General features: G+C 70.5%; 16 protein-coding genes and 1 pseudogene. 6 read left to right on the top strand and 11 right to left on the bottom strand.

Annotation, left to right across the window (positions count from 1 at the left end; all coding sequences use genetic code 11):
• Positions 1–129: 129 nt before the first annotated feature.
• The 4 genes from pepN (AB0I68_RS08940) to AB0I68_RS08925 all read right to left on the bottom strand — a co-directional run bounded on the left by pepN (AB0I68_RS08940) (position 130) and on the right by AB0I68_RS08925 (position 8,421).
• Positions 130–2,715 carry an aminopeptidase N gene (gene pepN, locus AB0I68_RS08940; RefSeq protein WP_363176535.1) on the bottom strand — a complete coding sequence of 862 codons (2,586 nt, stop codon included), beginning with the start codon at positions 2,713–2,715 and terminating at the stop codon, positions 130–132.
• 189 nt (positions 2,716–2,904) lie between these two features.
• Positions 2,905–3,936, bottom strand: coding sequence for an aspartate-semialdehyde dehydrogenase (locus tag AB0I68_RS08935; protein ID WP_363176534.1), 1,032 nt, complete (start codon positions 3,934–3,936; stop codon positions 2,905–2,907).
• A gap of 314 nt (positions 3,937–4,250) precedes the next feature.
• Positions 4,251–7,580, bottom strand: a complete 3,330-nt coding sequence (locus AB0I68_RS08930) for a S8 family serine peptidase (protein ID WP_363176533.1) — start codon at positions 7,578–7,580, stop codon at positions 4,251–4,253.
• 274 nt (positions 7,581–7,854) lie between these two features.
• A complete protein-coding gene (locus AB0I68_RS08925) occupies positions 7,855–8,421 on the bottom strand; it encodes a CGNR zinc finger domain-containing protein (RefSeq protein ID WP_363176532.1) in 567 nt (188 codons plus the stop codon).
• Positions 8,422–8,472: 51 nt separating this feature from the next.
• On the opposite strand from AB0I68_RS08925, the gene AB0I68_RS08920 reads away from it, so the two are divergent.
• On the top strand, positions 8,473–8,913 hold the full coding sequence (locus AB0I68_RS08920; protein ID WP_363176531.1) for a VOC family protein: 441 nt from the start codon (positions 8,473–8,475) through the stop codon (positions 8,911–8,913).
• 92 nt (positions 8,914–9,005) lie between these two features.
• Here AB0I68_RS08920 and AB0I68_RS08915 read toward each other — a convergent pair whose 3' ends face one another.
• Together AB0I68_RS08915 and pepN (AB0I68_RS08910) are read right to left on the bottom strand one after the other, a co-directional pair.
• Entirely contained in the window at positions 9,006–9,965 is a 960-nt protein-coding gene (locus AB0I68_RS08915; RefSeq protein WP_363176530.1) for a hypothetical protein, read from the bottom strand.
• A gap of 158 nt (positions 9,966–10,123) precedes the next feature.
• Positions 10,124–12,682: an aminopeptidase N gene (gene pepN, locus AB0I68_RS08910; protein ID WP_363176529.1), complete on the bottom strand. Its 2,559-nt coding sequence runs from the start codon at positions 12,680–12,682 to the stop codon at positions 10,124–10,126.
• 124 nt (positions 12,683–12,806) lie between these two features.
• On the opposite strand from pepN (AB0I68_RS08910), the gene AB0I68_RS08905 reads away from it, so the two are divergent.
• On the top strand, positions 12,807–13,454 hold the full coding sequence (locus AB0I68_RS08905) for a DsbA family protein (RefSeq protein ID WP_363176528.1): 648 nt from the start codon (positions 12,807–12,809) through the stop codon (positions 13,452–13,454).
• A 168-nt stretch (positions 13,455–13,622) separates the two neighbouring features.
• On the opposite strand, the gene AB0I68_RS08900 is transcribed toward AB0I68_RS08905, so the two are convergent.
• The 3 genes from AB0I68_RS08900 to AB0I68_RS08890 all read right to left on the bottom strand — a co-directional run bounded on the left by AB0I68_RS08900 (position 13,623) and on the right by AB0I68_RS08890 (position 17,344).
• Positions 13,623–14,279, bottom strand: a complete 657-nt coding sequence (locus AB0I68_RS08900; RefSeq protein WP_363176527.1) for a superoxide dismutase — start codon at positions 14,277–14,279, stop codon at positions 13,623–13,625.
• A gap of 171 nt (positions 14,280–14,450) precedes the next feature.
• Positions 14,451–15,875 (bottom strand): amino acid permease, encoded by a 1,425-nt coding sequence (locus AB0I68_RS08895; RefSeq protein ID WP_363176526.1) that lies wholly within the window; start codon positions 15,873–15,875, stop codon positions 14,451–14,453.
• Positions 15,876–15,946: 71 nt separating this feature from the next.
• A complete protein-coding gene (locus AB0I68_RS08890; RefSeq protein WP_363176525.1) occupies positions 15,947–17,344 on the bottom strand; it encodes an amino acid permease in 1,398 nt (465 codons plus the stop codon).
• Between the two features lie 285 nt (positions 17,345–17,629).
• Here AB0I68_RS08890 and AB0I68_RS08885 point away from each other — a divergent pair, with 285 nt between their 5' ends.
• Entirely contained in the window at positions 17,630–18,211 is a 582-nt protein-coding gene (locus tag AB0I68_RS08885) for a biotin transporter BioY (protein WP_363176524.1), read from the top strand.
• An 82-nt stretch (positions 18,212–18,293) separates the two neighbouring features.
• On the opposite strand, the gene AB0I68_RS08880 is transcribed toward AB0I68_RS08885, so the two are convergent.
• On the bottom strand, positions 18,294–19,727 hold the full coding sequence (locus tag AB0I68_RS08880; RefSeq protein WP_363176523.1) for an amino acid permease: 1,434 nt from the start codon (positions 19,725–19,727) through the stop codon (positions 18,294–18,296).
• A gap of 219 nt (positions 19,728–19,946) precedes the next feature.
• On the opposite strand from AB0I68_RS08880, the gene AB0I68_RS08875 reads away from it, so the two are divergent.
• Positions 19,947–20,432 (top strand): ribose-5-phosphate isomerase, encoded by a 486-nt coding sequence (locus tag AB0I68_RS08875; RefSeq protein ID WP_327283440.1) that lies wholly within the window; start codon positions 19,947–19,949, stop codon positions 20,430–20,432.
• Positions 20,433–20,504: 72 nt separating this feature from the next.
• Positions 20,505–21,314 (top strand): DNA-formamidopyrimidine glycosylase family protein, encoded by an 810-nt coding sequence (locus AB0I68_RS08870; RefSeq protein WP_363176522.1) that lies wholly within the window; start codon positions 20,505–20,507, stop codon positions 21,312–21,314.
• Between the two features lie 52 nt (positions 21,315–21,366).
• Here the strand turns inward: AB0I68_RS08870 and AB0I68_RS08865 are convergent.
• A pseudogene (locus AB0I68_RS08865) lies at positions 21,367–21,764 on the bottom strand (GNAT family N-acetyltransferase); the annotation flags it as partial.
• 117 nt (positions 21,765–21,881) lie between these two features.
• Between AB0I68_RS08865 and AB0I68_RS08860 the strand changes: the two are divergent.
• On the top strand, positions 21,882–23,024 hold the full coding sequence (locus tag AB0I68_RS08860) for a PP2C family protein-serine/threonine phosphatase (protein ID WP_363176521.1): 1,143 nt from the start codon (positions 21,882–21,884) through the stop codon (positions 23,022–23,024).
• Positions 23,025–23,027: the final 3 nt, after the last annotated feature.

Raw genomic sequence — 23,027 nt, 5'->3', positions numbered from 1 at the left:
GGCGGAGCCGGGTTCCGCGGAGCTCAGCCCCGCACTGCGCACCCCACGTTCCCGCAGTTGCCCCTGGGGACGGATCCGGCGGTGGCGGGGAAGGCCCCCGGCACCGCCGGAACGGAACCGCCGGGGGCGTCAGGCGGAGGCGGACGCCGCGTCTGCGGACTGGGCCTTCAGGGCGCGTTCCACGCCCGACCGGGATTCCGAGACCAGGCGCCGCAGGGCCGCGTTCGGCTCCGCCGAGGCCAGCCAGGCGTCCGTCGCCGCCAGGGTCTCCGGGGAGACCTGGAGCGACGGGTAGAGGCCCACCACGATCTGCTGGGCGATCTCGTGGCTGCGGTTCGCCCAGATCTCCTTGATCACCGCGAAGTACTTCTCGGTGTACGGGGCCAGCAGCTCGCGCTGGTCGGTCTGGACGAAGCCGCCGATCACCGCTTCCTGCACCGCGTTGGGCAGATCCGCCGAGTCCACCACCGAGGCCCACGCCTCGGCCTTGGCCTCCGCCGTCGGACGCGCGGCCCGCGCCGTGGCCGCGTGGCGCTCGCCCGCCGCCGTACGGTCGCGCTCCAGCTCCGCCGCGATGGCCGGCTCGTCCAGGACACCCGTGGCGACGAGGCGCTCCAGGAACGCCCACCGCAGCTCGGTGTCCACGACGAGGCCCTCGATCTCCGCCGCACCGTCCAGCAGCGCGGACAGGTAGGTCAGCTGCCCCTCGGTGCGGGCCGTGGCCGCGAACGCGCGGGCCCATGCCAGCTGGTGGTCGCTGCCCGGCTCGGCGCCGCGCAGGTGCTCCAGCGTGGCCTCGGTCCAGGTCGCCAGGCCCTGCTCCCGCCACGCCGGGTCGGCGTACAGGTCGACGGCCAGCTTCACCTGCCGGTGCAGTGACTGGACGACGCCGATGTCCGACTCCTTGCCGATGCCCGACAGGACGAGGGCGAGGTAGTCGCGCGTGGCCAGTTCGCCGTCGCGGGTCATGTCCCACGCCGAGGCCCAGCACAGCGCCCGCGGCAGCGACTCGGTGAAGTCGCCGAGGTGCGCGGTGACGTTGGCGAGGGAGACCTCGTCCAGGCGGACCTTGGCGTAGGACAGGTCGTCGTCGTTCAGCAGCACGACGGCCGGACGGGTACGGCCGACCAGCTCCGGTACCTCGGTCAGCTCGCCGTCGATGTCCAGCTCGATCCGGTCCGTACGGACGAGCTTGCCGCCGTCCAGGTCGTACAGGCCGATCGCGATCCGGTGCGGCCGCAGCGTCGGCTCGCCCTTCGCGCCCGCGGGCAGCGCCGGGGCCTCCTGACGCACCGCGAACGCGGTGACGGAGCCGTCCGCGGCCGTCTCGATGCGGGGGCGCAGGATATTGATGCCGGCCGTCTCCAGCCACGCCTTCGACCAGACGGTCAGGTCGCGGCCCGAGGTCTCCTCGAGGGCGCCCAGCAGGTCCGACAGGCGCGTGTTGCCGAACGCGTGCGCCTTGAAGTACGCCTGCACGCCCTTGAAGAATGCCTCCGTGCCCACGTAGGCGACGAGCTGCTTGAGTACCGAGGCGCCCTTGGCGTACGTGATGCCGTCGAAGTTGACCAGGACGTCGTCCAGGTCACGGATGTCGGCCATGATCGGGTGCGTGGACGGCAGCTGGTCCTGCCGGTACGCCCAGGTCTTCATCGAGTTCGCGAAGGTCGTCCACGCCTGCGGCCACTTCGTGCCCTCGGCGTACGCCTGGCAGGCGATCGAGGTGTACGTCGCGAACGACTCGTTCAGCCACAGGTCGTTCCACCACTCCATGGTGACCAGGTCGCCGAACCACATGTGCGCGAGCTCGTGGAGGATCGTCTCGGCGCGGGCCTCGTACGCCGCGTCCGTCACCTTCGAGCGGAAGACGTACTGGTCGCGGATGGTGACCGCGCCCGCGTTCTCCATCGCGCCCGCGTTGAACTCGGGGACGAAGAGCTGGTCGTACTTGGCGAACGGGTAGTCGTACGCGAACTTCTCCTGGAACCAGCCGAAGCCCTGACGGGTCACGTCGAAGATCGCGTCGGCGTCCAGGAACTCGGCGAGCGACGGCCGGCAGTAGATGCCGAGCGGCACCGACTGGCCGTTCGGGCCCTCGTACGAGCTGTGCACCGCGTGGTACGGGCCGACGATCAGCGCCGTGATGTACGTGGAGATGCGCGGCGTCGGCTCGAAGCGCCAGACGTTGTCCTTGACGTCCGCGGCCTCGGGCGTCGGAGAGTTCGAGATGACCGTCCAGCCCTCGGGGGCCGTCACGGTGAACTGGAACGTCGCCTTCAGGTCGGGCTGCTCGAAGCTGGCGAACACGCGCCGCGCGTCCGGCACCTCGAACTGGGTGTACAGGTAAGCCTGCTGGTCGACCGGGTCGACGAAGCGGTGCAGGCCCTCGCCCGTGTTGGTGTACGCGCAGTCCGCGACGACGCGGAGCTCGTTGGCGCCGGCCGCCAGGTCCTTCAGCGCGATGCGCGAGTCCCGGAAGGCCTCGGCCACGTCCAGGGACGCGCCGTTCAGGACGACCTCGTGCACGGCGGGCGCGACCAGGTCGATGAAGGTCTCGGCGCCGGCCTCCGCCGACTGGAACCGCACAGTGGTCACGGACGGGTACGTGCCGCCCTCCTGCGCACCGCTGAGATCGAGTTCGACCTCGTACGAGTCGACGGTGAGCAGCTTCGCCCGCTGCTGAGCCTCTTCACGGGTGAGATTCGTGCCAGGCACGCGGTCATCTCCTTTGATGGTGACGTTCCCGGTCATCCTTCCATGCCGCCGCTGTCACCGGTCGTGGCTACGCTGGCAGCGGAGGACATCCGACGGCGTAGGTGTGACTCGAGGGGTGACCGGCAGGCGGCCACGACCGGGTCCGGCCCGGGGGCGGACCCGGCGGTCCGCCCCGGGTGCTGACCCGGGTCAGCCCTGCTTGAGCTCCTCGGCGACGAGCTCGGCGATCTGGACCGCGTTCAGGGCCGCGCCCTTGCGGAGGTTGTCGTTCGAGAGGAACAGCGCGAGGCCGTTCTCGACCGTCTCGTCGACGCGGATGCGACCCACGTACGAGGCGTCCTTGCCCGCCGCCTGCAGCGGGGTCGGGATCTCCGAGAGCTCGACGCCCGGGGCGTCCTTCAGCAGCTCGTACGCGCGCTCCACGCTGATCGGGCTCGCGAAGCGGGCATTGACCTGGAGGGAGTGGCCGGCGAAGACCGGCACGCGCACGCAGGTGCCGGACACCTTGAGCTCCGGGATCTCCAGGATCTTGCGGGATTCGTTGCGGAGCTTCTGCTCCTCGTCGGTCTCGAAGGAGCCGTCGTCGACCAGGTTGCCCGCGAGCGGGACCACGTTGTACGCGATCGGGCGCTTGTAGACGGCCGGCTCCGGGAAGGCCACGGCGCCGCCGTCGAAGGTCAGCTGGTCGGCGGCCTCGGAGACCGCGCAGGCCTGGCCCTTGAGCTCGGCCACGCCGGCCAGGCCCGAGCCGGAGACGGCCTGGTAGGTGGTGGCGATCAGCGCGGTCAGGCCGGCCTCGGCGTGCAGCGGGCGCAGCACCGGCATCGCGGCCATGGTGGTGCAGTTCGGGTTCGCGATGATGCCCTTGGGGCGGTTCTTGATCGCGTGCGGGTTGACCTCGGAGACGACGAGGGGGACCTCCGGGTCGCCGCGCCAGGCGGAGGAGTTGTCGATCACGACGGCGCCCTGCGCGGCGACCTTCTCGGCGAGGGCCCGGGAGGTGGCGCCGCCGGCGGAGAAGAGCACGATGTCCAGGCCGGAGTAGTCGGCCGTGGAGGCGTCCTCGATGGTGATCTCCTTGCCCTCCCACACGAGGGTCGAGCCCGCGGAACGGGCCGAGGCGAACAGCCGCAGCTCGTCCACCGGGAACTTGCGCTCGGCGAGGATGCCGCGCATGACTCCGCCGACCTGTCCGGTGGCTCCGACGATTCCGACCCTCACGGTGACTCCTTTTGGTACGTACGACGCGGGCGCGTGAAGCCATCATGCGTTCGACCCCACGAGGCTTGTCCAATCCATTGTCCGAGGAACGGACGGTGTCCTGAATGCGAACCCCTGTGGCAGCTTCGCGGAGGCCGTGTCGCACCCCCGCTGAGCGCCCCTTTTGCCAGGTCACTGCCGGTTGCGGTCCGGCGCGTCGCATCCGGTATGCGGACGGGCGTTCCGTCCATCGAACGTGGGGAGAACCGCCGGGGGAAAAGCCCGGAGGGGCGGTGCTCGTCAGAGCGCCGCCCCTCCGGTGTGTAACCGTGGAACTACGGGGTGACCTTCTCGATCTGCACGCTGCCGGTGCCGGCGGCGGTGCCGCGGCCGTTGAGCAGCTTGACCTCGCCGAAGAACTGACGGCCCTCGGGGGCCGGAGCGGAGGCGAGGACGTTCGCCGAGACGGACGCCGAGGCGCCGTTGGCGAGGTTCACCGCGGCGGCCTCGTCGACCTGGACGGAGCCCAGGGCGGACGAGAAGTACACGTCGCGGTAGTTGTACGTGGTGGAGCCGGACGGAACCGCGTAGCCGGCCACCTCGATGGTGTAGGTACCGGCGGCCGGGTTGAGCAGGGTCACGGCCTCCTCGGAGTCGCCGTCGGCGGAGGAGCCGACCTTCACGCCGTCCTTGAGGATGGTGAGGTCGAGGTCGGCGCCGGTGTCGGAGACACCGCCGATGGCCACGTCCAGGCGGGAGACGCCCTCACCGATGGTGACGGTGCTCGTCTGGGTCTCACCGTTGGCGATGGTCGGCTTGGCGACCTTCGCGGAGCCGAGCGGACCGCCCTGGAGCTTGCCGCCGGTGATGGCCGCACCGTCGTTCTTGACGGTCCACTGGACCGGGGCCGGGGTGCCCTGCTTGATCTCGGGAAGGACCTTGACCGCCGGGTCGAAGCCCGCGCCGAGGACACTGACGTCCAGCTTGAACGGGTTGTCGAGCAGCGGCGACGTACGGCGCGACTCGACCTCGATCTCCCAGACGCCCGGCTGCGGGTTCTCGTACGAGCGCAGATCGGGGCGGCACTTGTTGGCCGGGTTGTCGTAGTTCGGGTAGCACATGGTGGTCGCGCTGTCCTCGACGCCCGTGCCGTACGGGTGGATCGAGATGAAGCGCGTCTGGCTGCCCGCCGCGAGACCGCCGAGGGCGACCTCGAGGGACTTCGCGCCCTGCGGCACGGTGACGAAGTACGACTTGTGGCTGTTGCGCTGGACGGAGGAGGTGTCCGACAGCGTGAACGACGGCTTCGCCAGCGGAGTGGAGGCGACGACCGTGGCCAGGATCTGCTTGTCGATGCCCTCGGTGGTCTCGTCGTCCAGCTGCAGGATGCCGCTGTGGACGCCGGCCGTCTTGGGCTGGGCCTCGACCTTGATGGTGACCGGCTTGTTCAGCGGCAGCGTGACGTAGTCGTAGCCGCCGACGACCTTGAACGTGCCGTCGTTGTTGCGCCAGCTCAGGTTGTGCCGGGTGCCGTACTTGACGCCCGTGGTGCGGGTGACGACGACGTCGTAGACCTTCTTCTGGCCGACCTTGAGGCCGCCCTCGCGGTCGTAGAGGCCGGTGCCGAAGCCCGGGGTCTTCAGGAACTGGTCGAGCGCGGTGTCGACCGGCGCCTTGACGGTGAACTCGTTGGCCTTGGCGCCGCGCTGGAGGGACTCCCACGCGTCGACGATGTTGATCAGGCCCGCGCCCTGGGCGTGCGCCGGGACGTCGTTGATCTTCTTCGCGGTGCTGGTGAGCGCCACGCGCAGGCTCGCCGGGGTGACCGCGACGTGCTGCTGCTTGGCGGCCGAGAGCAGCAGGGCGCTGGCGCCCGTCGCCTGCGGCGAGGACATCGAGGTGCCCTGGAGCATCGAGTAGCCGGCCGGCAGGCTGTAGCCGGCCTCCTTCACCGGGGAACCGGGCAGCCAGGTCTGCGTGGTGTTGATGGCCGCGCCGGGGGCGGTGATGGTCGGCGTGAAGCCGCCGTCCTCACGCGGACCGCGCGAGGAGAACGGGAACATGTCGTACTTCTTGGTCACGCCGGAGCCGTAGTTGGCGGCCCAGGTCTCCTTGGAGACCGCGGCACCCACGGAGATGACCTTGTCCGCGAGACCGGGGTCGCCGATGGTGTTGACACCGGGGCCCTCGTTGCCCGCCGAGATGACGAGCTGGACACCGTAGGTGTCGATGAGGTTCTTGTAGAGCTCGGCGCGGGCGTTGTTGCCGTCGTTCAGCGCCGGCAGGCCGCCGATGGACATGTTGACGATGTCCACGCCGCGGTTCACGACGAGGTCGATCATGCCCTCGGTCAGCGCGACGTTGGTGCAGCCGCCGGACCAGGAGCAGGCGCGCGAGGAGACGATCTTCGCGCCGGGCGCCTCGCCGTTCATCTTGCCGCCGAAGAGGCTGTTGGCGGCGGTGATGCCGGCGACGTGCGTGCCGTGCTCGGACTCGATGATGCCGATGTTGACGAAGTCGGCCTTCTTGCCGGCCCAGTCACCACCCAGCGGGTCCATCGGGACGTCCTTGCGGATCTGGATCACGAACGGGATCCGCTCGGCGACGTCGGTCGCCGGGTTGTCCGTGCCGAAGTAGCCGATCTGGTAGCCGTCCTTGTACGGCTTCATCGGCTCGTTGTTCGTGAAGTCGCCGTCCTGGTCGGTGTCGACACGGACGGTGCCGGCGACCGGGTCGTAGAGCATGCCGAACTTGTCGGTCGTGTCCCCGTCCCGGTTGACGTCGCCCTTCGCGTCACCGGTGGCGGTGATCGACTCGCTGAAGCGGCTGAACTGGAACGAGCCCTCCGGAGCCTTCCAGCTCTGGCCGGCCGCGCTGAAGCTGCCGCCGGAGGCCTGGACCGGGGTGATCTGGGCGCGCCAGGTCCCGTCGTTGTCCGTGATCGGGTCGGTCGCGGTGACCCAGTCGACGATCTTGCGCTCGCCGGTGGTGGTCTTCTGGAGCGCCGGGTGGCCGAGGTCGACGCCCGAGTCCAGGATGCCGATGGTCACGCCGCGGCCGTCGGCCTGCGGGTTCTTGGCGACGAAGTCCACCGCACCGGTCTCGAAGGACGGGTTGTACGGGTTCTTCGCGGGGGTGTTCTTGTCCGGCCCCGGGTAGGTCTCGGAAGCCGTCTTCTTCGCCGAGCCCGAGTCCTGGCCACCGTCGGGGCGCGGGTCCGACAGCTGGATCTCGTGCTTGAGGTCCATGGCGTGCACCGAGGACAGCTTCGCGGCCGCCTTCAGCGCGGCCTCGGCCTTGCCGGTGGGCAGCGTGGCCCGCACGTAGCCGAGCTTGTCGTTCGTCTGGCCGACCGAGGCGCCCTGGACCGAGGTGAGCTGGTCCGCGACCTGCTTGGTCTGGCCGGGGGCGGTGGCCATCATGACGGTGACGGTCGCGTCACCCTTGGCCTTGGCCTCCTGAAGCAGCTCGGCGTCCGCCGAACCCATCTTCTGGTCCGCGGACTTGACGGCCGGGCCGCTGCCCGGGGTGCCGGTTCCGGTGCCGGTCGCGGCGAACACGGGCATGGCGCCCGCGGTCGCCAGCGCGGCGACCAGGCCGGCCGCGGCCGCGACGCGCGCGACGCGTCTGGCCCCGGATATGGAACTGGGGGATTCGAGGGTCATCAGCATCCCTGGATAAGTGAAAGATACGGTCCGGATTTCGGTGCCGGATGACCGGTCAGCTTTGCGCAAGTGACAGCTGTTTGGGGAGCCTTGTCATTGACCGATACCTGACATGGCGGACTCTCGCCAGGTCGGAGCATGCGCCATCGAGGCCGTACCGGGGCGTACTTGTACGAATCACAGGGGCTGAAGAGTTGCTTTGTCGACTTCCCGACCTCGTGACGGGGCTGAGGCGGTGCTCGGTCTCAGATCGGGTGTGACAACTTTCGGCTTCTCAGCGCACGCGCGTACGCGCGTAATGGCGTGAGGCCTTTGCCCGGTTTCCGCACACGGACATCGAGCACCAGCGCCGGGTGCCGTTGCGCGAGGTGTCGTGGAAGTGCAGCACGCACGTCTCCGAGGCGCACTTGCGGATCCGCTCGGGCGCCGAGACCAGCAGCTCCAGGTAATCGCGGGCGGCCGTCCAGGCCGGACCCCAGGCCGGGTCGTCGAACTCGGCCCGCTCGCCCGGACCTTCGGCGGTCAGGGTGGCCCGGATCCGTCCGTGCTCCAAAACGGCGTCGACCAGGGTGCGCGCACTCTCGTCGGCCGGGTCCGCGACTGCGCGGGCCAGTGCCTCGCGGGCGGTCAGCAGGTGGACGAGGGTCGCGGCGTCGGCGCGGAAGCGGTCGGCCAGCCCGGTGCTGTGCAGCCAGATCGCGAGCCCTTCGATCCGGGTCAGCCCGAAGGCCCCGGCGAAGAGGTCGGCGGGCTCGCCGTCCTGTATCCAGCGCGTGTTCAGCAGGTCCAGGGCGACCGGCTCGCCCGTCAGGGGGCGGGGGTCCGCCGCCTCTGTCGCCATCTCGCCGCTCCTCCGTGCGTGCCTGCTAACCCCTCAAGGGTACGTGACCGGTTGACGCCGATCTGTCGGGGCGCCCTCGGCTTCGAGCTGCTGGGCGAGGGCAAGGAGGGGGCCGCCGCTTCGCCTTCCTCGGCCAGGACGGCGAACTCGTCCTCACGCTCTGGCAGCAGGCCGACGGCGTACGCCCCGGCTGCGGCCGGACTGCACCACCTGGCGCTCTCCGCCGGCGCCATCGAGGAGGTCCGGGCGTACGAGGAGCGGCTGCGCGAGCTGGGTGTGGAGTGCGCCTACGAGGGAGTCGTCGCCCACGGCGAAGGCGCGGCCTGCGGCGGCATCTTCTTCCACGACCCCGACGGCACCCGCCTGGAGATCTCCGTACCGGTCGGCGCCGAGGATGCACCCGCCCCCATCTCGGGGGCTCCGACCTGCGGGTTCTTCCAGGCGCTCAGGCAGGAGGCAGTGTCATGGACCGTTACCGCCAGGGCTCGCTGACCGTGCAGGAACGGGTTGGCGTACGCGAGCTCGCCGAGCACCGCGGCCGCTCGATCGGCACGGGCATTGCCGGCCAACCCGGCGCTGCCGCTTCACCGGGGGAGTACGACCAGGTAGGCGCCGGCCTCGCGGTCGGCGGACGCCGTCAGGGCGGTCCGGACGACCGCGGCCTGCTGCTCGGGCCAGTCGCGGAGCTTGCGCGGGGTGATGTGGAGGACGGTCACCCCGAGCCGCTCCAGGGTCTCCCGCTTGCGGACGGCCTCCGAGAACTTCTCGTCCTCGCCCTGCCGGGGTGCGCGGGTGTCGATCTCCACGGCGACGGCCTGCTCGGGCCAGAACGCGTCGACCCCGCCGAGGTGCGGGCCGCCGGGCAGGCGCAGATCCACGTTCCAGACCGGCTCGGGCAGGGCGTAGCCCCGTACGAGCTGGTACAGCCGGTCCTCGGCGATGGCCCGGCCCTCGGCGAGCAGGGACTCGACGGCGTCCACGACGTGGGGCCGGTTCAGCAGCCGGGCCACCGTCAGCTCCCGTACGACGGCGGCGGGTTCGCAGTGCCCGCCGCGGACGGCCTCGCTGAGCAGGCGGCGTACGGCGGCGGCGTCGGAGAGCCGGGCGACGGCGTCGGCCAGGGCCCGGGCCACGGGGGCGACGGGCAGCCCGGTCACCTCCTGCGGACGGGGCGGGGTGTGCGTGCGCACGATCCGCACGCTGTCGACGGAGCGGAGCCGGCGGGTGTGGGGCACGAGTACGTCGATCTGTGCGAGGGAGAGCAGCGCGGGGGCGGAGCCGAACCGGTACAGCGCGAGGGCCGCGAGCCCGGTGATCATGGCCTCGCCGCCTCGGCGGCCCGCGTACAGCAGGGCGGCGTGCAGGCGTTCCTCGCTGGTCGCGGCGCCGGGGTGGAGGAGGAACACTCCCGGCAGGATCTCCTGCCAGGGCCGCGCCGCGGCGTCGGAGGCGCTCACGCCGTGCTCGCGGAGCTGGGCGAGGCTCAGGACGCGGGGGCGGCTGCCGGTGAGGTGGGCGAGGGGGAGGGGTGCGTTGTGGTTCATGCGGCGGAGATTCCCGCTCGCACGGGCCTTGCTAACCACTGTTACATTCTCGTCGACAAATCGGGACAAGACTGCACTAAAGTACGGCCGTTCGAAAGCCGATACCGCCGTTCGCTTCGGCCGGCGGGGCTGGCGGACCAGCCCCGCCGGCGTGCGGGCTACACCGCGGCGGAGGCCGCGTCGCAGGCCTGCGCGCGCAGTGCGCGGGCCAGGTCGTCGCGGGCTTCCAGCACCAGGCGGCGCAGCGCCGGCGGAGCCGACTCGTGGGCCGACAGCCAGGCGTCCGTCGCGGCCAGAGTGGCCGGCGAGTCCTCCAGCTTCGGGTACAGCCCCTTCACCACGTGCATGCCGATCTGGATCGACCGCTCCGCCCAGATCCGCTCGATCACCTCGAAGTAGCGTTCCGCGTAAGGCGCCAGCAGCGCCCGCTGCGAAGCCTGCTGCATGCCGGCGATCGTGGCCTCCACCAGCGCGTTCGACAGCGCGTCCGATTCGACCACCGTTGCCCACGCCTGGTCCTTGACGGCCTCCGACGGCCGCGCCGCCAGGCACCGCACCTGGTGCCGCTTGCCCGAGGCGGTGTCGTCCCGCGCCAGCTCCGCCGCCAGTACGGCCTCGTCCACACCGCCATGCGCGGCCAGCGGAAGCAGGAAGTCCCACCGCAGTTCCTGGTCCACGTCCAGCCCGTCGATCCGCGCCGAACCGTCCAGCAGCCCCAGCAGCAGCTGGAAGTCACCCTCCGTCGCCGCGCTCGCCGCGAAGAAGCGGGCCCAGGTCAGCTGGTGCTCCGACCCCGGCTCCGCCAGCCGCAGCTCCTGCAGCGCGACCGCCGACAGCACCCGGCCGCCCTGCTCGCGCCAGTCGATCGCCGCGTAGTGCGTGACCGCGGTCAGCGTCTGCGAGTGCACCATCTGCAGCACGCCGACGTCCGTCTCGCGGCCGGCGTGCGCCAGCACCAGCGAGACGAAGTCGCGCGCCGGCATCAGCCCGTCCCGCGTCAGGTTCCACAGCGCCGACCAGCACAGGGCCCGCGCCAGCGGATCCGCCACGTCCCCCAGCCGCACCCGCAGCGTCTCCAGCGAGCCCTCGTCGAAGCGCATCTTGCAGTAGGTGAGGTCCTCGTCGTTGACCAGCACCAGGTCGGGCCGCTCCTGCCCGGCCAGCTCCGCCACGACCGTCGAGGCCCCCGACACGTCCGCCTCGGCCTGCGCGTAGCGGACCAGCGAGCCGTCCTCCAGGCGGTACAGGCCGACCGCGACCCGGTGCGGGCGAAGCTCGGCGCCCTCCTGGACCACCGACAGCCCGGTCACCCGGCCGCCCGCGCCGTACGTCACCACCGGCGTCAGCACGTTCACGCCGGCCGTCTGCAGCCACGCCCGCGACCACTCGGCCATGTCCCGCCCGGAGACCTCCCCGAGCACCGCCAGCAGATCGTCCAGCGTGGTGTTCCCGTACGCGTTGGCCTTGAAGTAGCGCCGCGCGCCCTCGAGGAACGCGTCCCGCCCCACGTACGCCACCAACTGCTTGAGCACCGCCGCGCCCTTGGCGTACGTGATGCCGTCGAAGTTGAGCTTCGCGTCCTCCAGGTCACGGATGTCGGCCGTGATCGGGTGCGTGGAGGGCAGCTGGTCGGCCCGGTACGCCCACGCCTTGCGGCTGTTGGCGAAGGTCACCCACGCCTGGTCGAAGCGGGTCGCCTCCACTTGCGAGAAGGAGCCCATGAAGTCCGCGAAGGACTCCTTCAGCCACAGGTCGTCCCACCACTTCATCGTCACGAGGTCGCCGAACCACATGTGGGCCATCTCGTGCAGGATCGTGTTGCAGCGGCGCTCGTACGCGGCCCGCGTCACCTTGCCGCGGAAGATGTACTCCTCGCGGAAGGTCACCATCCCCGGGTTCTCCATCGCGCCCAGGTTGTACTCGGGCACGAAGGCCTGGTCGTACTTCCCGAAGGGGTACGGGTAGTCGAAGTGATCGTGGAAGAAGTCGAAGCCCTGCTTGGTGACCAGGAAGACGTCGTCCGCGTCGAAGTGCTTCGCCAGCCCCTTGCGGCACATCGCGCCCAGCGGGATCGTCAGGTCCCCGCGCGTGTAGGTGTCCGTCACGTAGTGGTACGGGCCCGCCACCACGCACGTGATGTACGTGGAGATCGGCGCGGTCTCGGCGAAGCGCCGGGTCTGGCCCTCGCGGGACTCCTCCGCGCCGTTGCTCCAGACCTGCCAGCCCTCCGGCGCGGTCACCTCGAAGCGGTAGGGCGCCTTCAGGTCGGGCTGCTCGAAGTTCGCGTACACCCGCCGGGCGTCGGCCGGCTCGTACTGCGTGTAGAGGTAGACCTCGCCGTCCTCGGGGTCGACGAAGCGGTGCATGCCCTCGCCCGTCCGGCTGTACGCGCAGTTCGCGTCCACCACGAGGACGTTCTCGCAGGCCAGCCCGGCCAGGGCGATCCGAGCCCCGTCGAAGACGGCGGCCGGGTCCAGTTCCCGCCCGTTGAGCGTGACGGAGTTCACCGACGGGGCGACGAGGTCCGCGAAGGTCGCCGAGCCGGGGGCCGCGGTCCGGAAGCGGATGGTGGTCACCGAGCGGAAGGTCCGGGGGCCTTCGGCCGGTTCGGCCTCGTCCACGGCGGACCTCAGGTCGAGGACCACCTCGTACCCGTCGACGGACAGCAGCTCGGCCCGCTCACGGGCCTCGTCACGGGACAGATTCTCTCCGGGCACGTGCACTCCTTCGTGCGTGATCGCGATACCTGATCGAATCCTCCCACGGGGGAATGCGCGAGGTCCTGGGCTGGTTGGCGAGGAGGAGCAGGACCAGTGATGCCCAAGCGACTCGAGGAGAGACATGGCCGACACCCAGGTGCGCGAGAAGACCCCGGTCGACTTCTGGTTCGACCCGATCTGCCCCTGGGCCTGGATGACGTCCCGCTGGATGCTGGAGGTCGAGAAGGTCCGCGACGTCGAGGTGCGCTGGCACGTGATGAGCCTCGCCGTCCTCAATGAGAACAAGCTCGACGAACTGCCCGAGCGCTACCGCGAAATCCTCGGCCCCAAGGGCTGGGCCCCGGTCCGCGTGGTCGTCGCGGCCCAGCAGAAGCACGGTGACGAGATCACCGGCAAGCTCTACACCGCGCTCGGCACCCGGATCCACAACGAGGACAAGGGCGCGACCCGCGAGGTCATCGCCGAGGCGCTGGAGGAGGTCGGCCTGCCGGCCGAGCTGCTCGCGTACGCCGACTCCGACGAGTACGACCAGGTGCTGCGCGACTCCCACAACAACGGCATCGACCGCGTCGGCCAGGAGGTCGGCACCCCGGTGATCTCCGTGCCCGGCGCCGAGGGCGACGAGGTGGCCTTCTTCGGGCCGGTCGTCACCCCCGCCCCGCGCGGCGAGGCCGCCGCCCGGCTGTGGGACGGCACCCTGCTGGTCGCCTCCACCCCGGGCTTCTACGAGATCAAGCGCACCCGCACCGCGGCCCCGAGCTTCGAGTAGGCCTTCCGGCCGGCCCGGTGCCGGCTCCCGGTGGACACGGAAGACCCCCGCACGTCACGTCCGTGCGGGGGTCTTCCGTTGGACACGCCCGCACGCGAAGGCTGAGAAGACGATCACGAGGCTGGGGGCACCTCCCGGCGTTAGCTGGGGGAGGGCTCGGTGCGGCGATCAGCCCTTGGCGGGGATCAGCAGCGGGGTGTTCGCCTTGGCGTCGGCGTAGCGCTTGGCCACGTCCTGCCAGTTGACGACGTTCCACATGGCCTCGATGAAGTCCACCTTCTGGTTCTTGTACTGCAGGTAGAAGGCGTGCTCCCAGGCGTCGAACACGAGGACCGGTACGGAGGCCTGGCCCACGTTGCCCTGGTGGTCGTAGACCTGCTCGACGATCAGGCGGCCGCTGAGGGGCTCGTACGCGAGCACGCCCCAGCCGGAGCCCTGCGTCGCGCAGGACGCGAAGGTCAGCTGCTTCTTGAACTTCGCGAACGAGCCGAAGGACTCGGTGATCGCGTCGGCCAGGTCGCCGAGGCCGTCGGCCGCGGTGGGCTCGCCGCCGCCCTCTCCGGTCTTCGGGCTGGCCATGTTGTGCCAGTAGATGCTGTGCAGGATGTGGCCGGAGAGGTGGAAGGCCAGGTTCTTCTCCAGGCCGTTCAGCGCGCCCCAGTTCTCCTTTTCGCGCGCCTCCTCCAGCTGCTCCAGCGCGGTGTTGGCGCCCGCGACGTAGGCCGCGTGGTGCTTGTCGTGGTGCAGCTCGATGATCTGCGGGTTGATCACCGGCTCGAGCGCCGCGTAGTCGTACGGAAGCTCAGGAAGCGTGTAGATGGCCATGCGTGTTATCCGGTCCCCTCGGCGTGCCAACTGCTATTGCAATTAATGCGCAACTGCACGCTAGCAGCATCTACTCCTGTGATCACGTAGGGGTCACCTGACTTCCGCCGGGTACGACGAAGGCGCTCCCCGCGCCGTGCGCGGGGAGCGCCTTCGTCGTGTGCGCGCCGGTCAGGCCCGGGCCGCGGCCCGTCGCTGCATCAGGTAGCCGGTCGCCGCGAGGGCGAGGGTGAGGCCGCCGGTGAAGATCACCTGGGCCCGGGTGTCCTCGCCCAGGACCATCAGGACCAGGACCCCGGCCACCCCGGCCAGCGCCACCCAGGTCAGATACGGGAAGCCCCACATCTTGACGACCAGCTTCTCGGGAGCCTCCCGCTCCAGCCGGCGCCGCAGCGCGAGCTGCGAGACGGCGATGAAGCCCCAGACGACGAGGATGACCCCGCCGACCATGTTCAGCAGCCAGGCGAACAGGGTGTCCGGGTACCAGTACGACAGCAGCACGGTGACGAAGCCGAACCCGCACGAGACGAGCACCGCGCGGCGCGGCACCCGGCCGCTGACCTTGCCCAGCGCCTTCGGGCCCTGACCGCGGGAGACGAGCGAGTGGGCCATGCGCGAAGAGCCGTAGACGTTGGCGTTCATCGCCGACAGCAGGGCGATGAGGATGACCACGTTCATGATCTCGCCGGCGGCCGGGATGCCCAGGTGGTCCAGGGTGGCCGCGTACGGGCCCTCCTCGGTCACCGCCGGGTCGTTCCACGGCAGCAGCGTGACGATGACCAGCATGGAGCCGACGTAGACGATCGCGATCCGCCACATGGTGGTCTTCACGGCCCTGGCCACGCCCTTGACGGGGCTCTCCGACTCGGCGGCCGCGATGGTCACCGTCTCCAGGCCGCCGTACGCGACGACCGACGCCAGCAGTCCGACCAGCAGGCCGTCCATGCCGCCCGGCAGGAACCCGCCGTCGTGCAGCAGATGGGCGGCGCCGGGGGAGGAGGTGCCGGGCAGCAGGCCCAGGACGGCCAGCACGCCCAGGCCCAGGAACAGCGCGATCGCACCGATCTTGAGGGCGGCGAACCAGAACTCGAACTCGCCGAAGTTCGAGACGGCGGCCAGGTTGGTGCCGCAGAACAGCGCCATGAAGGCCAGCACCCACATCCAGGCCGGGGTGCCGGGGAACCAGCCGGTCATGATGTGCGCCGCGCCGATCGCCTCGATGGCCACGCCCACGCACAGCAGCGTCCAGAACATCCAGCCGGCCGTGAACCCGGCCCAGGGGCCGATCGCCCGGTCCGCGTGCACGGAGAAGGAGCCGGAGGCCGGGTTCGCGGCGGACATCTCGCCGAGCATCCGCATCACGAACATCACGAGCAGCCCGGACACGGCGTACGCGATCACGATCGAGGGACCCGCGGCGGCGATGCCGGCGCCGGAGCCGACGAAGAGGCCGGCGCCGATGACCCCGCCGAGGGCGATCATCGAGAGGTGGCGCTGCTTGAGGCCGTTGCCGAGGGGGGATCCGCCGCCGCCCGGACCGGTCGGCGGCGTCGCGCCGTGCTGCTGCTCGGGAGGTGTGATGGTGCTCTGACTCATGGGGCCATACTGCCCACCGTCCGACTATCGAACATTCGGTGTCCAATATCCGGACGGAGGGCTTGAAGGCGTCAGGCCCGGCGCGCCCGGATCTCCCGCACCCACGCCACCACCAGCACGACCGCGGCCGCACCCGTGGACCACAGCAGCTGCGGCCGCGCCGAGTCGTCGAACAGCATCAGCACCAGTACCGCCGCCATGCCGAGCAGCGCCGCCCACGTCAGGTACGGGAAGCACCACATGCGCAGCGTGAGGCGCTCCGGCATGTCCCGCTCCAGCGTGCGGCGCAGCCTCAGCTGCGAGACCGCGATCAGCGCCCACACGAACAGCAGCACCGCGCCGACCGCGTTGAGCATGTAGAGGAAGACCGTGTCCGGCCACAGCAGGTTCAGCACCACCGAGACGAAGCCGAAGGCCACCGAGGCGAACACGGCCCGGCGCGGCACTCCGCCACCGGACACCTTCAGCAGCGCCGTGGGCGCCTCGCCGCGCTCGGCCAGCGAGAACACCATGCGGGAGGAGCCGTACAGGTTGGCGTTGAGCGCGGAGAGCAGCGCCACGAACACCACGATGTTCATGATCTGGCCGGCCGCCGGGATGCCGATGGAGTCCAGGACCGCGACGTACGGGCTCTCGCCCGGCTTCAGCGAGTCCCACGGCAGCAGGGTCACGATGACCACCATCGAGCCGACGTAGAAGAAGAGGATGCGCCACACGGCGCTGCGCACCGCGCGGGCCACGGAGCGCGCCGGGTCGTCGGACTCGGCGGCCGCGATGGTGACGACCTCCAGGCCGCCGAAGGCGAAGACGACCGCGAGCATGCCGGCGACCACTCCGCCGAAGCCCTCGGGGGAGAAGCCCCCGTGGCCGGTGAGGTTGGCCGTGCCGACGGGATCGGTGTCGGGGAGCAAGCCGAAGATCGCGAGGGTGGCGAGGATCAGGAACAGGACGATCGCGCCGACCTTGAGGGCCGCGAACCAGAACTCGAACTCGCCGAAGTTCTTCACGGCGGCCAGGTTGCTCACGGTGAAGACCACCATGAAGACCAGCACCCAGATCCACTGGTCGACCGAGGGCAGCCAGCCGTTCGCGATCTTCGCGGCGCCGGTGGCCTCCACCGCCAGCACCACGACCAGCAGGAACCAGTACAGCCAGCCCGCCGAGAAACCGGCCCAGCGCCCCAGCGCCCGCTCCGCGTACACGGAGAACGAGCCGGAGGCGGGCATCGCCGCCGACATCTCGCCGAGCGCGCGCATCACCAGCATGGCGAGGGCGCCCGCGAGCAGGTACGAGCAGATGATCGCGGGGCCGGCTATGCCGATGCCGGCGCCGGAGCCGACGAACAGCCCGGCGCCGATCACGCCGCCGAGGCCCAGCATGGTCAGGTGGCGCTGCTTGAGGCTGTGGCTGAGGGGTTCCGCCGGCAGGTCGGGCCCGGTCGGAGGTGGGGTGGGCAGGCGGTCGCGCATGAGTGGATGCTCGTACTCTCGTGCTCGGCAGCGGCGGTGGGGGCTCCGCGTTGGATTGGCGGGACCCTACAGTCTCGCCGGACGGCGCCCGTCCGCGCAAAACGGACGTGTTGTCTGAATCTGGCTCGTGACGCGGATCACTCCCCCTCGGGTGTGAACCGGCCTCTTTGTGCACTCCCCACCAAACCGGCGAGTAGGGCTTTGTCCCGGCCGACGGTGAGGCGGGGACCGGTCGCGCACTAGCGTCGGTGATCGTCCCGTCACCCCCATCACGCGGAGCCCCCGATGAGCACTGCTTCCGTCTCCTTCCGTCCCGGCGCCGTCCTCGCCGACCTGCTGCCCGCGAGCCGCGTCCGCGACATCGCGCTCGTCGTCGGCGGAGCCGCGCTCACCGGCCTGGCCGCGCAGATCTCCGTGCCCGTCCCCGGCTCGCCGGTCCCGGTCACCGGCCAGACCTTCGCGGCCCTGCTGGTCGGTACCGCCTTCGGCGCCCGCCGCGGCTTCCTCTCGCTCGCCCTCTACGCCCTCGTGGGCATGGCGGGCATGCCGTGGTTCGCGGGCGGCACCTCCGGCGCGGGCGGTGCCTCTTTCGGCTACGTGCTCGGCATGCTGCTCGCCGCCACCGTCGCGGGCGCCCTGGCCCGCCGCGGCGCCGACCGCTCGGCGCTCCGCACGGCCGCCACGATGGCGCTGGGCTCCGCCCTGATCTACGCGGTGGGCGTGCCGTACCTGGCGCTGTCCACCGGGATGTCCTTCGGCGCGGCCGTCGCGGCGGGTCTGACCCCGTTCCTGATCGGCGATGCGCTCAAGGCGGCGCTCGCCATGGGTCTGCTGCCCGCCACCTGGAAGCTGGTCGGCCGCAAGTAGCCCCCCGCCCGCAAGGGCACGCACGGCAAGCACGGCAGCCCCGGACCACGTGTGGTGGTCCGGGGCTGCCGTGCTTGTTCGCCTAGACGCGCGCGGCGGCCTTGCGGCGCATGTCGCGCACCACGCCGATGACCAGCACGACGGCGGCGACCAGCAGCGACAGCATGACCGTCTCGCGGTTGTCCTTGTCGTAGACCATGTACGCCAGGACGAAGGTGATCATCGCGGCGGTGGCCCACGTCAGGTACGGGAAGAGCCACATCTTGACCGTCAGCTTGTCCGGCGCCTCGCGCGTCAGGATCTTGCGCATCCGCAGCTGGGTCAGGCAGATCACCAGCCACACGAAGAGCGCGATCGCACCCGAGGAGTTCAGCAGGAAGCTGAAGACGGTGTCCTTGTAGGCGTAGTTGAAGTAGACGGCGATGAAGCCGAAGACCACGGAGCCCAGGATCGCGACCGTCGGCACACCGTTCTTGCTGACCTTGGCGAAGGCCTTCGGGGCGTCACCGCGCTCGCCCAGCGAGAACGCCATGCGGGAGGCGGTGTACAGGCCCGAGTTCAGGCAGGACAGCACGGCCGTCAGGACGATCACGTTCATGATCTGGCCGGCGTGCGCGATGCCGATGGAGTCCAGGGCCGCGACGTACGAGCCCTTCTTGACGATCGACTCGTCGTTCCACGGCAGCAGGGTGAGGACGATGAAGATCGAGCCCAGGTAGAAGACGCCGATGCGCCAGATCACCGAGTTGGTGGCCTTGGTGACCGCGCGGCGCGGGTCCTCGGACTCGCCGGCGGCCAGCGTGACGATCTCGCTGCCCATGAAGGAGAAGACGACCATCAGCACACCGGTGAGGATCGAGCCCCAGCCGTTCGGCATGAACCCGCCGGCGTCGGTCAGGTGGGCGAAGCCCGCGCCCGGGTTGTCCGAACCCGGCAGCACGCCGAACACGGCCAGCATGCCGATGACCACGAACGCGCCGATGGCGACGACCTTGATGCCGGCGAACCAGAACTCGAACTCGCCGTAGGAGGAGACCGAGCCGAGGTTGGTGACGGTCAGGACCGCCATCACGATCAGTGCCCAGGCCCACTGCGGGACGGCCGGGACCCAGCCTTCAAGGATCTGCGCACCCGCGGTGGCCTCCACGGCCAGCACGACGACCCAGAAGAACCAGTACAGCCAGCCGATGGAGAAGCCGGCCCAGCGGCCGAGCGCGCGGTCGGCGTACGCGGAGAAGGAGCCCGAGTTCGGGCTGGCGGCGGCCATCTCGCCCAGCATCCGCATCACGAAGACGACCATCGCGCCGACGAGCGCGTAGGAGATCAGGATGGCGGGGCCGGCCTTGGCGATACCGCCACCGGAGCCGACGAACAGGCCGGCGCCGATGACGCCGCCGATGGCGATCATGGACAGGTGGCGGTTCTTGAGACCGGCCTTCAGACCGTCGGAGGGCTGACCGGCACCGTTGTTCCCGGTGGGGTCGCCTTCCTTCTGAAGGGTCGTCGTGGAGCTCATGGACGGATCCTTAGGTTCTCGGGTTGCGAGCCCCGGCATTCAAACCTGAGATGAACGCAGGACGGAAGACCTCGATCCGGATCGTTGCGTTGGGAGGAACGTCCAGGACCTTGGTCCCGCCGTGCCCCATCTGCGTTCTTTGGGTTTACTTGAGCTTTAGAAGTGACTTACGCGACACCCTCTGCGGGCCTTCCGGCCCGCTCGTGCCACACTCGTCCCATGCGCGTGTACCTCGGATCCGACCATGCCGGCTTTGAGCTCAAGAACCACCTGGTGGACTGGCTCAAGAACAACGGCCACGAGCCCGTCGACTGCGGGCCCCACATCTACGACGCGGTGGACGACTACCCGCCGTTCTGCCTGCGCGCCGCGGAGAAGACCGCCGCGGACGCCGACGGCCTCGGCATCGTGATCGGCGGCTCCGGCAACGGCGAGCAGATCGCCGCGAACAAGGTCAAGGGCGTCCGCGCCATCCTGGCCTGGAGCGTCGAGACCGCGAAGCTCGGCCGCGAGCACAACAACGCCAACGTGATCTCCGTCGGCGGCCGGATGCACACCCAGGACGAGGCCGTCAGCTTCATCGAGGCCTTCCTGGCGACCCCGTACTCCGACGAGGAGCGCCACACCCGCCGCATCGAGATGCTCTCCGCCTACGAGCAGACCGGCGAGCTCCCCCCGATCCCGGCCCACCACCCGCAGGGCTGATCTTCCGCTTCTCCGTGCCGCCGTGGCTTCCGGCCCGGCGGCGCGGCTGTTTCCCGCCTAAGGAGCAGTGCCGTGCCTGAGGGGCATACGATCCACCGCCTCGCGGAGGACCACCTCGTCCGGTTCGCCGGCCGGGAGGTCCGGGTCAGCAGCCCGCAGGGCCGGTTCGCCGAGAGCGCCGCGCTGCTCGACGGCCGGGTGCTCGACGGCGTGGACGCGCACGGCAAGCACCTCTTCCTGGGCTTCCAGGGCAATGGCTGGGTCCACATCCACCTCGGCCTGTTCGGCAAGTACGCGCTCGGGACGGCCCCGCTGGCGCCGCCCACCGACACGGTCCGGCTGCGCATCGCCCATGACGACCACTACTCCGATCTGCGCGGCCCGACCACGTGCGCGCTGATCACGGACGGCGAGAAGAAGGCGATACACGAGCGGCTCGGCCCCGACCCGCTGCGCCCGGCCGACGACCCGGACCGCGCATGGAAGCGAATCTCCCGCTCCCGCACCACCGTCGCCGCCCTGCTGATGGACCAGAAGGTGATCGCGGGCGTCGGCAACGTCTACCGCGCCGAGGTCCTCTTCCGGCACGGCATCGACCCGTACCGGCTGGGCAAGGACCTCGCGCGCGGCGAGTGGGACGCCATGTGGGACGACCTGGCCGCCCTGATGCGCGAGGGCGTACGGAACAACCGGATCGACACCGTCCGCGACGAACACCTGCCTGAGGCCATGGGCCGCCCGCCGCGCGTGGACGATCACGGCGGCGAGGTGTACGTCTACCGCAGGGCGAACATGCCCTGCCACATCTGCGGGGCCGGGATCCGCACCGCCGACCTCGCGGCGCGCAACCTGTTCTGGTGCCCGGAGTGCCAACAGCGTTAGGGGGGTCCGGCGGATCATGGCCGGGCCCGGCAGCGGGTCGTCCACCGGCCGCAGACAGGTCGTACGTCGCGGTGCCGTAGCCGAAACGCCCGTAGATCGCCGCCTCCGAGGCCGTCAGCACCGCGAGCGGCTCGCCACCCGCCCGGATGTCGTCCAATTGGCGACGCATCATCGACGTCAGCACGCCCCGGCGGCGGTGCGTCGGCGCGACCCCCACCATCGTGACCCCGGCCGCCGGCACCAGCGCGCCGCCCGGCACCGACAGGCGGAAGGAGAAGGCTCCGGCCGACCCCACGCAGGTGCCGCCGTCCCAGACGCCCAGTGAGCGCCCGAGCTCCGTCAGAGACTTGTAGAGTTCCCGCTCCTGGGGAGACTCCGGCACCCCGCCGACAGGTGGTCGTACCAGACATCCCACTCATCAGCCTGCAATACGCGCATCTCAAGAGCCATACGGCCATCCTTACCAGGGCATTCCGTCACAGTCGAAGCGTTTTCGACCAGCTGGATCCCCCCGGTCCGGGGGTCCCCCTGCGCATGCGCAGCCAGGATGGATAGGGTCCCGAAGCAATGGCCGGAGCACGCATGGAGACGCTCATGGCCCGGATGCGCATGCTGTCGCACCGGGCTCGCACCGCCCTGCGCAAATCCGCCGTCGACTACTTCCGCGGCGACGCCTCCGACTGGCTCGCCTTCGCCGGGCTGCTCCTGACCATCCCCGCCATCGCCTGCGGCACGCTCATGCTGCCGGTCTGGTTCTCGCCCTCCGCCCTCGTCCTGCCGATCGTCGCGGGCGGCCTGCTGCTGCGGCCCGCGAGCCTGCTCGCGCTGTACGCGGCCTCCGCGGCGGCCCTCATCGTCGAGGCGCTGGTCCTCGGTCCGTACACGCTGGGCCCCGCCCGGGTCACCCCGGGCACGGTCCTGGTCGTGGCCGCCTGCGGATTCTTCGGACTGGTCATCGCACAGTTCCGCAGCCGCGTCGGCGTGCCCTGGCGGCGCGGCGGCACCATGCTCTTCGACCTGCGCGAACGCATCCGGGTCCAGAGCAAGCTGCCCGCCCTGCCGCGCGGCTGGCACCGCGAGATGGCCCTGCGCCCGGCCGGCGGCCAGTCCTTCTCCGGCGACTTCGTCGTAGCCGCCCGCACGAACGGCGGCCGGACCCTGGAGGTCGTCCTGACCGACGTCTCCGGCAAGGGCATGGAGGCCGGCTCCCGCGCCCTGCTCCTGTCCGGCGCGTTCGGCGGCCTGCTCGGCGCCCTGCCCCCGCACGGCTTCCTGCCCGCGGCCAACGGCTACCTGCTCCGCCAGGACTGGGACGAGGGCTTCGCCACCTCCATCCACCTCGTGCTGGACCTGGAGACCGGCGATTACGAACTCCTCTCCGCCGGCCACCTGCCCGCCCTCCAGCTCTCGGCGGGAACCGGCCGCTGGCAGGAGAAGTCCGGCGAGGGCCTGCTGCTCGGCGTCTACGACGGCGCCGAGTTCGAACCCGCCCGCGGCAACCTGCGGCGCGGCGACGTCCTGATGCTCTTCACGGACGGCCTGGTCGAGACCGCCGACCGCGACATCAGCGAGGGCATCGACCGCCTCACCGGCGAAGCCGACCGCTACGTCGCCGCCGGCTGGGAGGGTGCGGCCTGGCACCTGATCGAAAAGGTCGCCAAGGACGTCAACGACGACCGCGCGCTGCTCCTGATCCGCCGCTCGCCCTGACTC

This window comes from Streptomyces sp. NPDC050448 (assembly GCF_040655295.1).
Taxonomy (GTDB): Bacteria; Actinomycetota; Actinomycetes; order Streptomycetales; family Streptomycetaceae; genus Streptomyces.
Note: the sequence above shows the minus strand (reverse complement) of the source record. Positions and strands in the feature narration are given on the sequence as shown.

Bases quoted from the DNA above. Each gene is read 5' to 3' on its own strand.
- AB0I68_RS08930 (WP_363176533.1), bottom strand. From the start codon at position 7,580: ATGACCCTCGAATCCCCCAGTTCCATATCCGGGGCCAGACGCGTCGCG.
- AB0I68_RS08925 (WP_363176532.1), bottom strand. From the start codon at position 8,421: ATGGCGACAGAGGCGGCGGACCCCCGCCCCCTGACGGGCGAGCCGGTC.
- AB0I68_RS08915 (WP_363176530.1), bottom strand. From the start codon at position 9,965: ATGAACCACAACGCACCCCTCCCCCTCGCCCACCTCACCGGCAGCCGC.
- AB0I68_RS08905 (WP_363176528.1), top strand. From the start codon at position 12,807: ATGGCCGACACCCAGGTGCGCGAGAAGACCCCGGTCGACTTCTGGTTC.
- AB0I68_RS08900 (WP_363176527.1), bottom strand. From the start codon at position 14,279: ATGGCCATCTACACGCTTCCTGAGCTTCCGTACGACTACGCGGCGCTC.
- AB0I68_RS08895 (WP_363176526.1), bottom strand. From the start codon at position 15,875: ATGAGTCAGAGCACCATCACACCTCCCGAGCAGCAGCACGGCGCGACG.
- AB0I68_RS08890 (WP_363176525.1), bottom strand. From the start codon at position 17,344: ATGCGCGACCGCCTGCCCACCCCACCTCCGACCGGGCCCGACCTGCCG.
- AB0I68_RS08885 (WP_363176524.1), top strand. From the start codon at position 17,630: ATGAGCACTGCTTCCGTCTCCTTCCGTCCCGGCGCCGTCCTCGCCGAC.
- AB0I68_RS08880 (WP_363176523.1), bottom strand. From the start codon at position 19,727: ATGAGCTCCACGACGACCCTTCAGAAGGAAGGCGACCCCACCGGGAAC.
- AB0I68_RS08875 (WP_327283440.1), top strand. From the start codon at position 19,947: ATGCGCGTGTACCTCGGATCCGACCATGCCGGCTTTGAGCTCAAGAAC.
- AB0I68_RS08860 (WP_363176521.1), top strand. From the start codon at position 21,882: ATGGCCGGAGCACGCATGGAGACGCTCATGGCCCGGATGCGCATGCTG.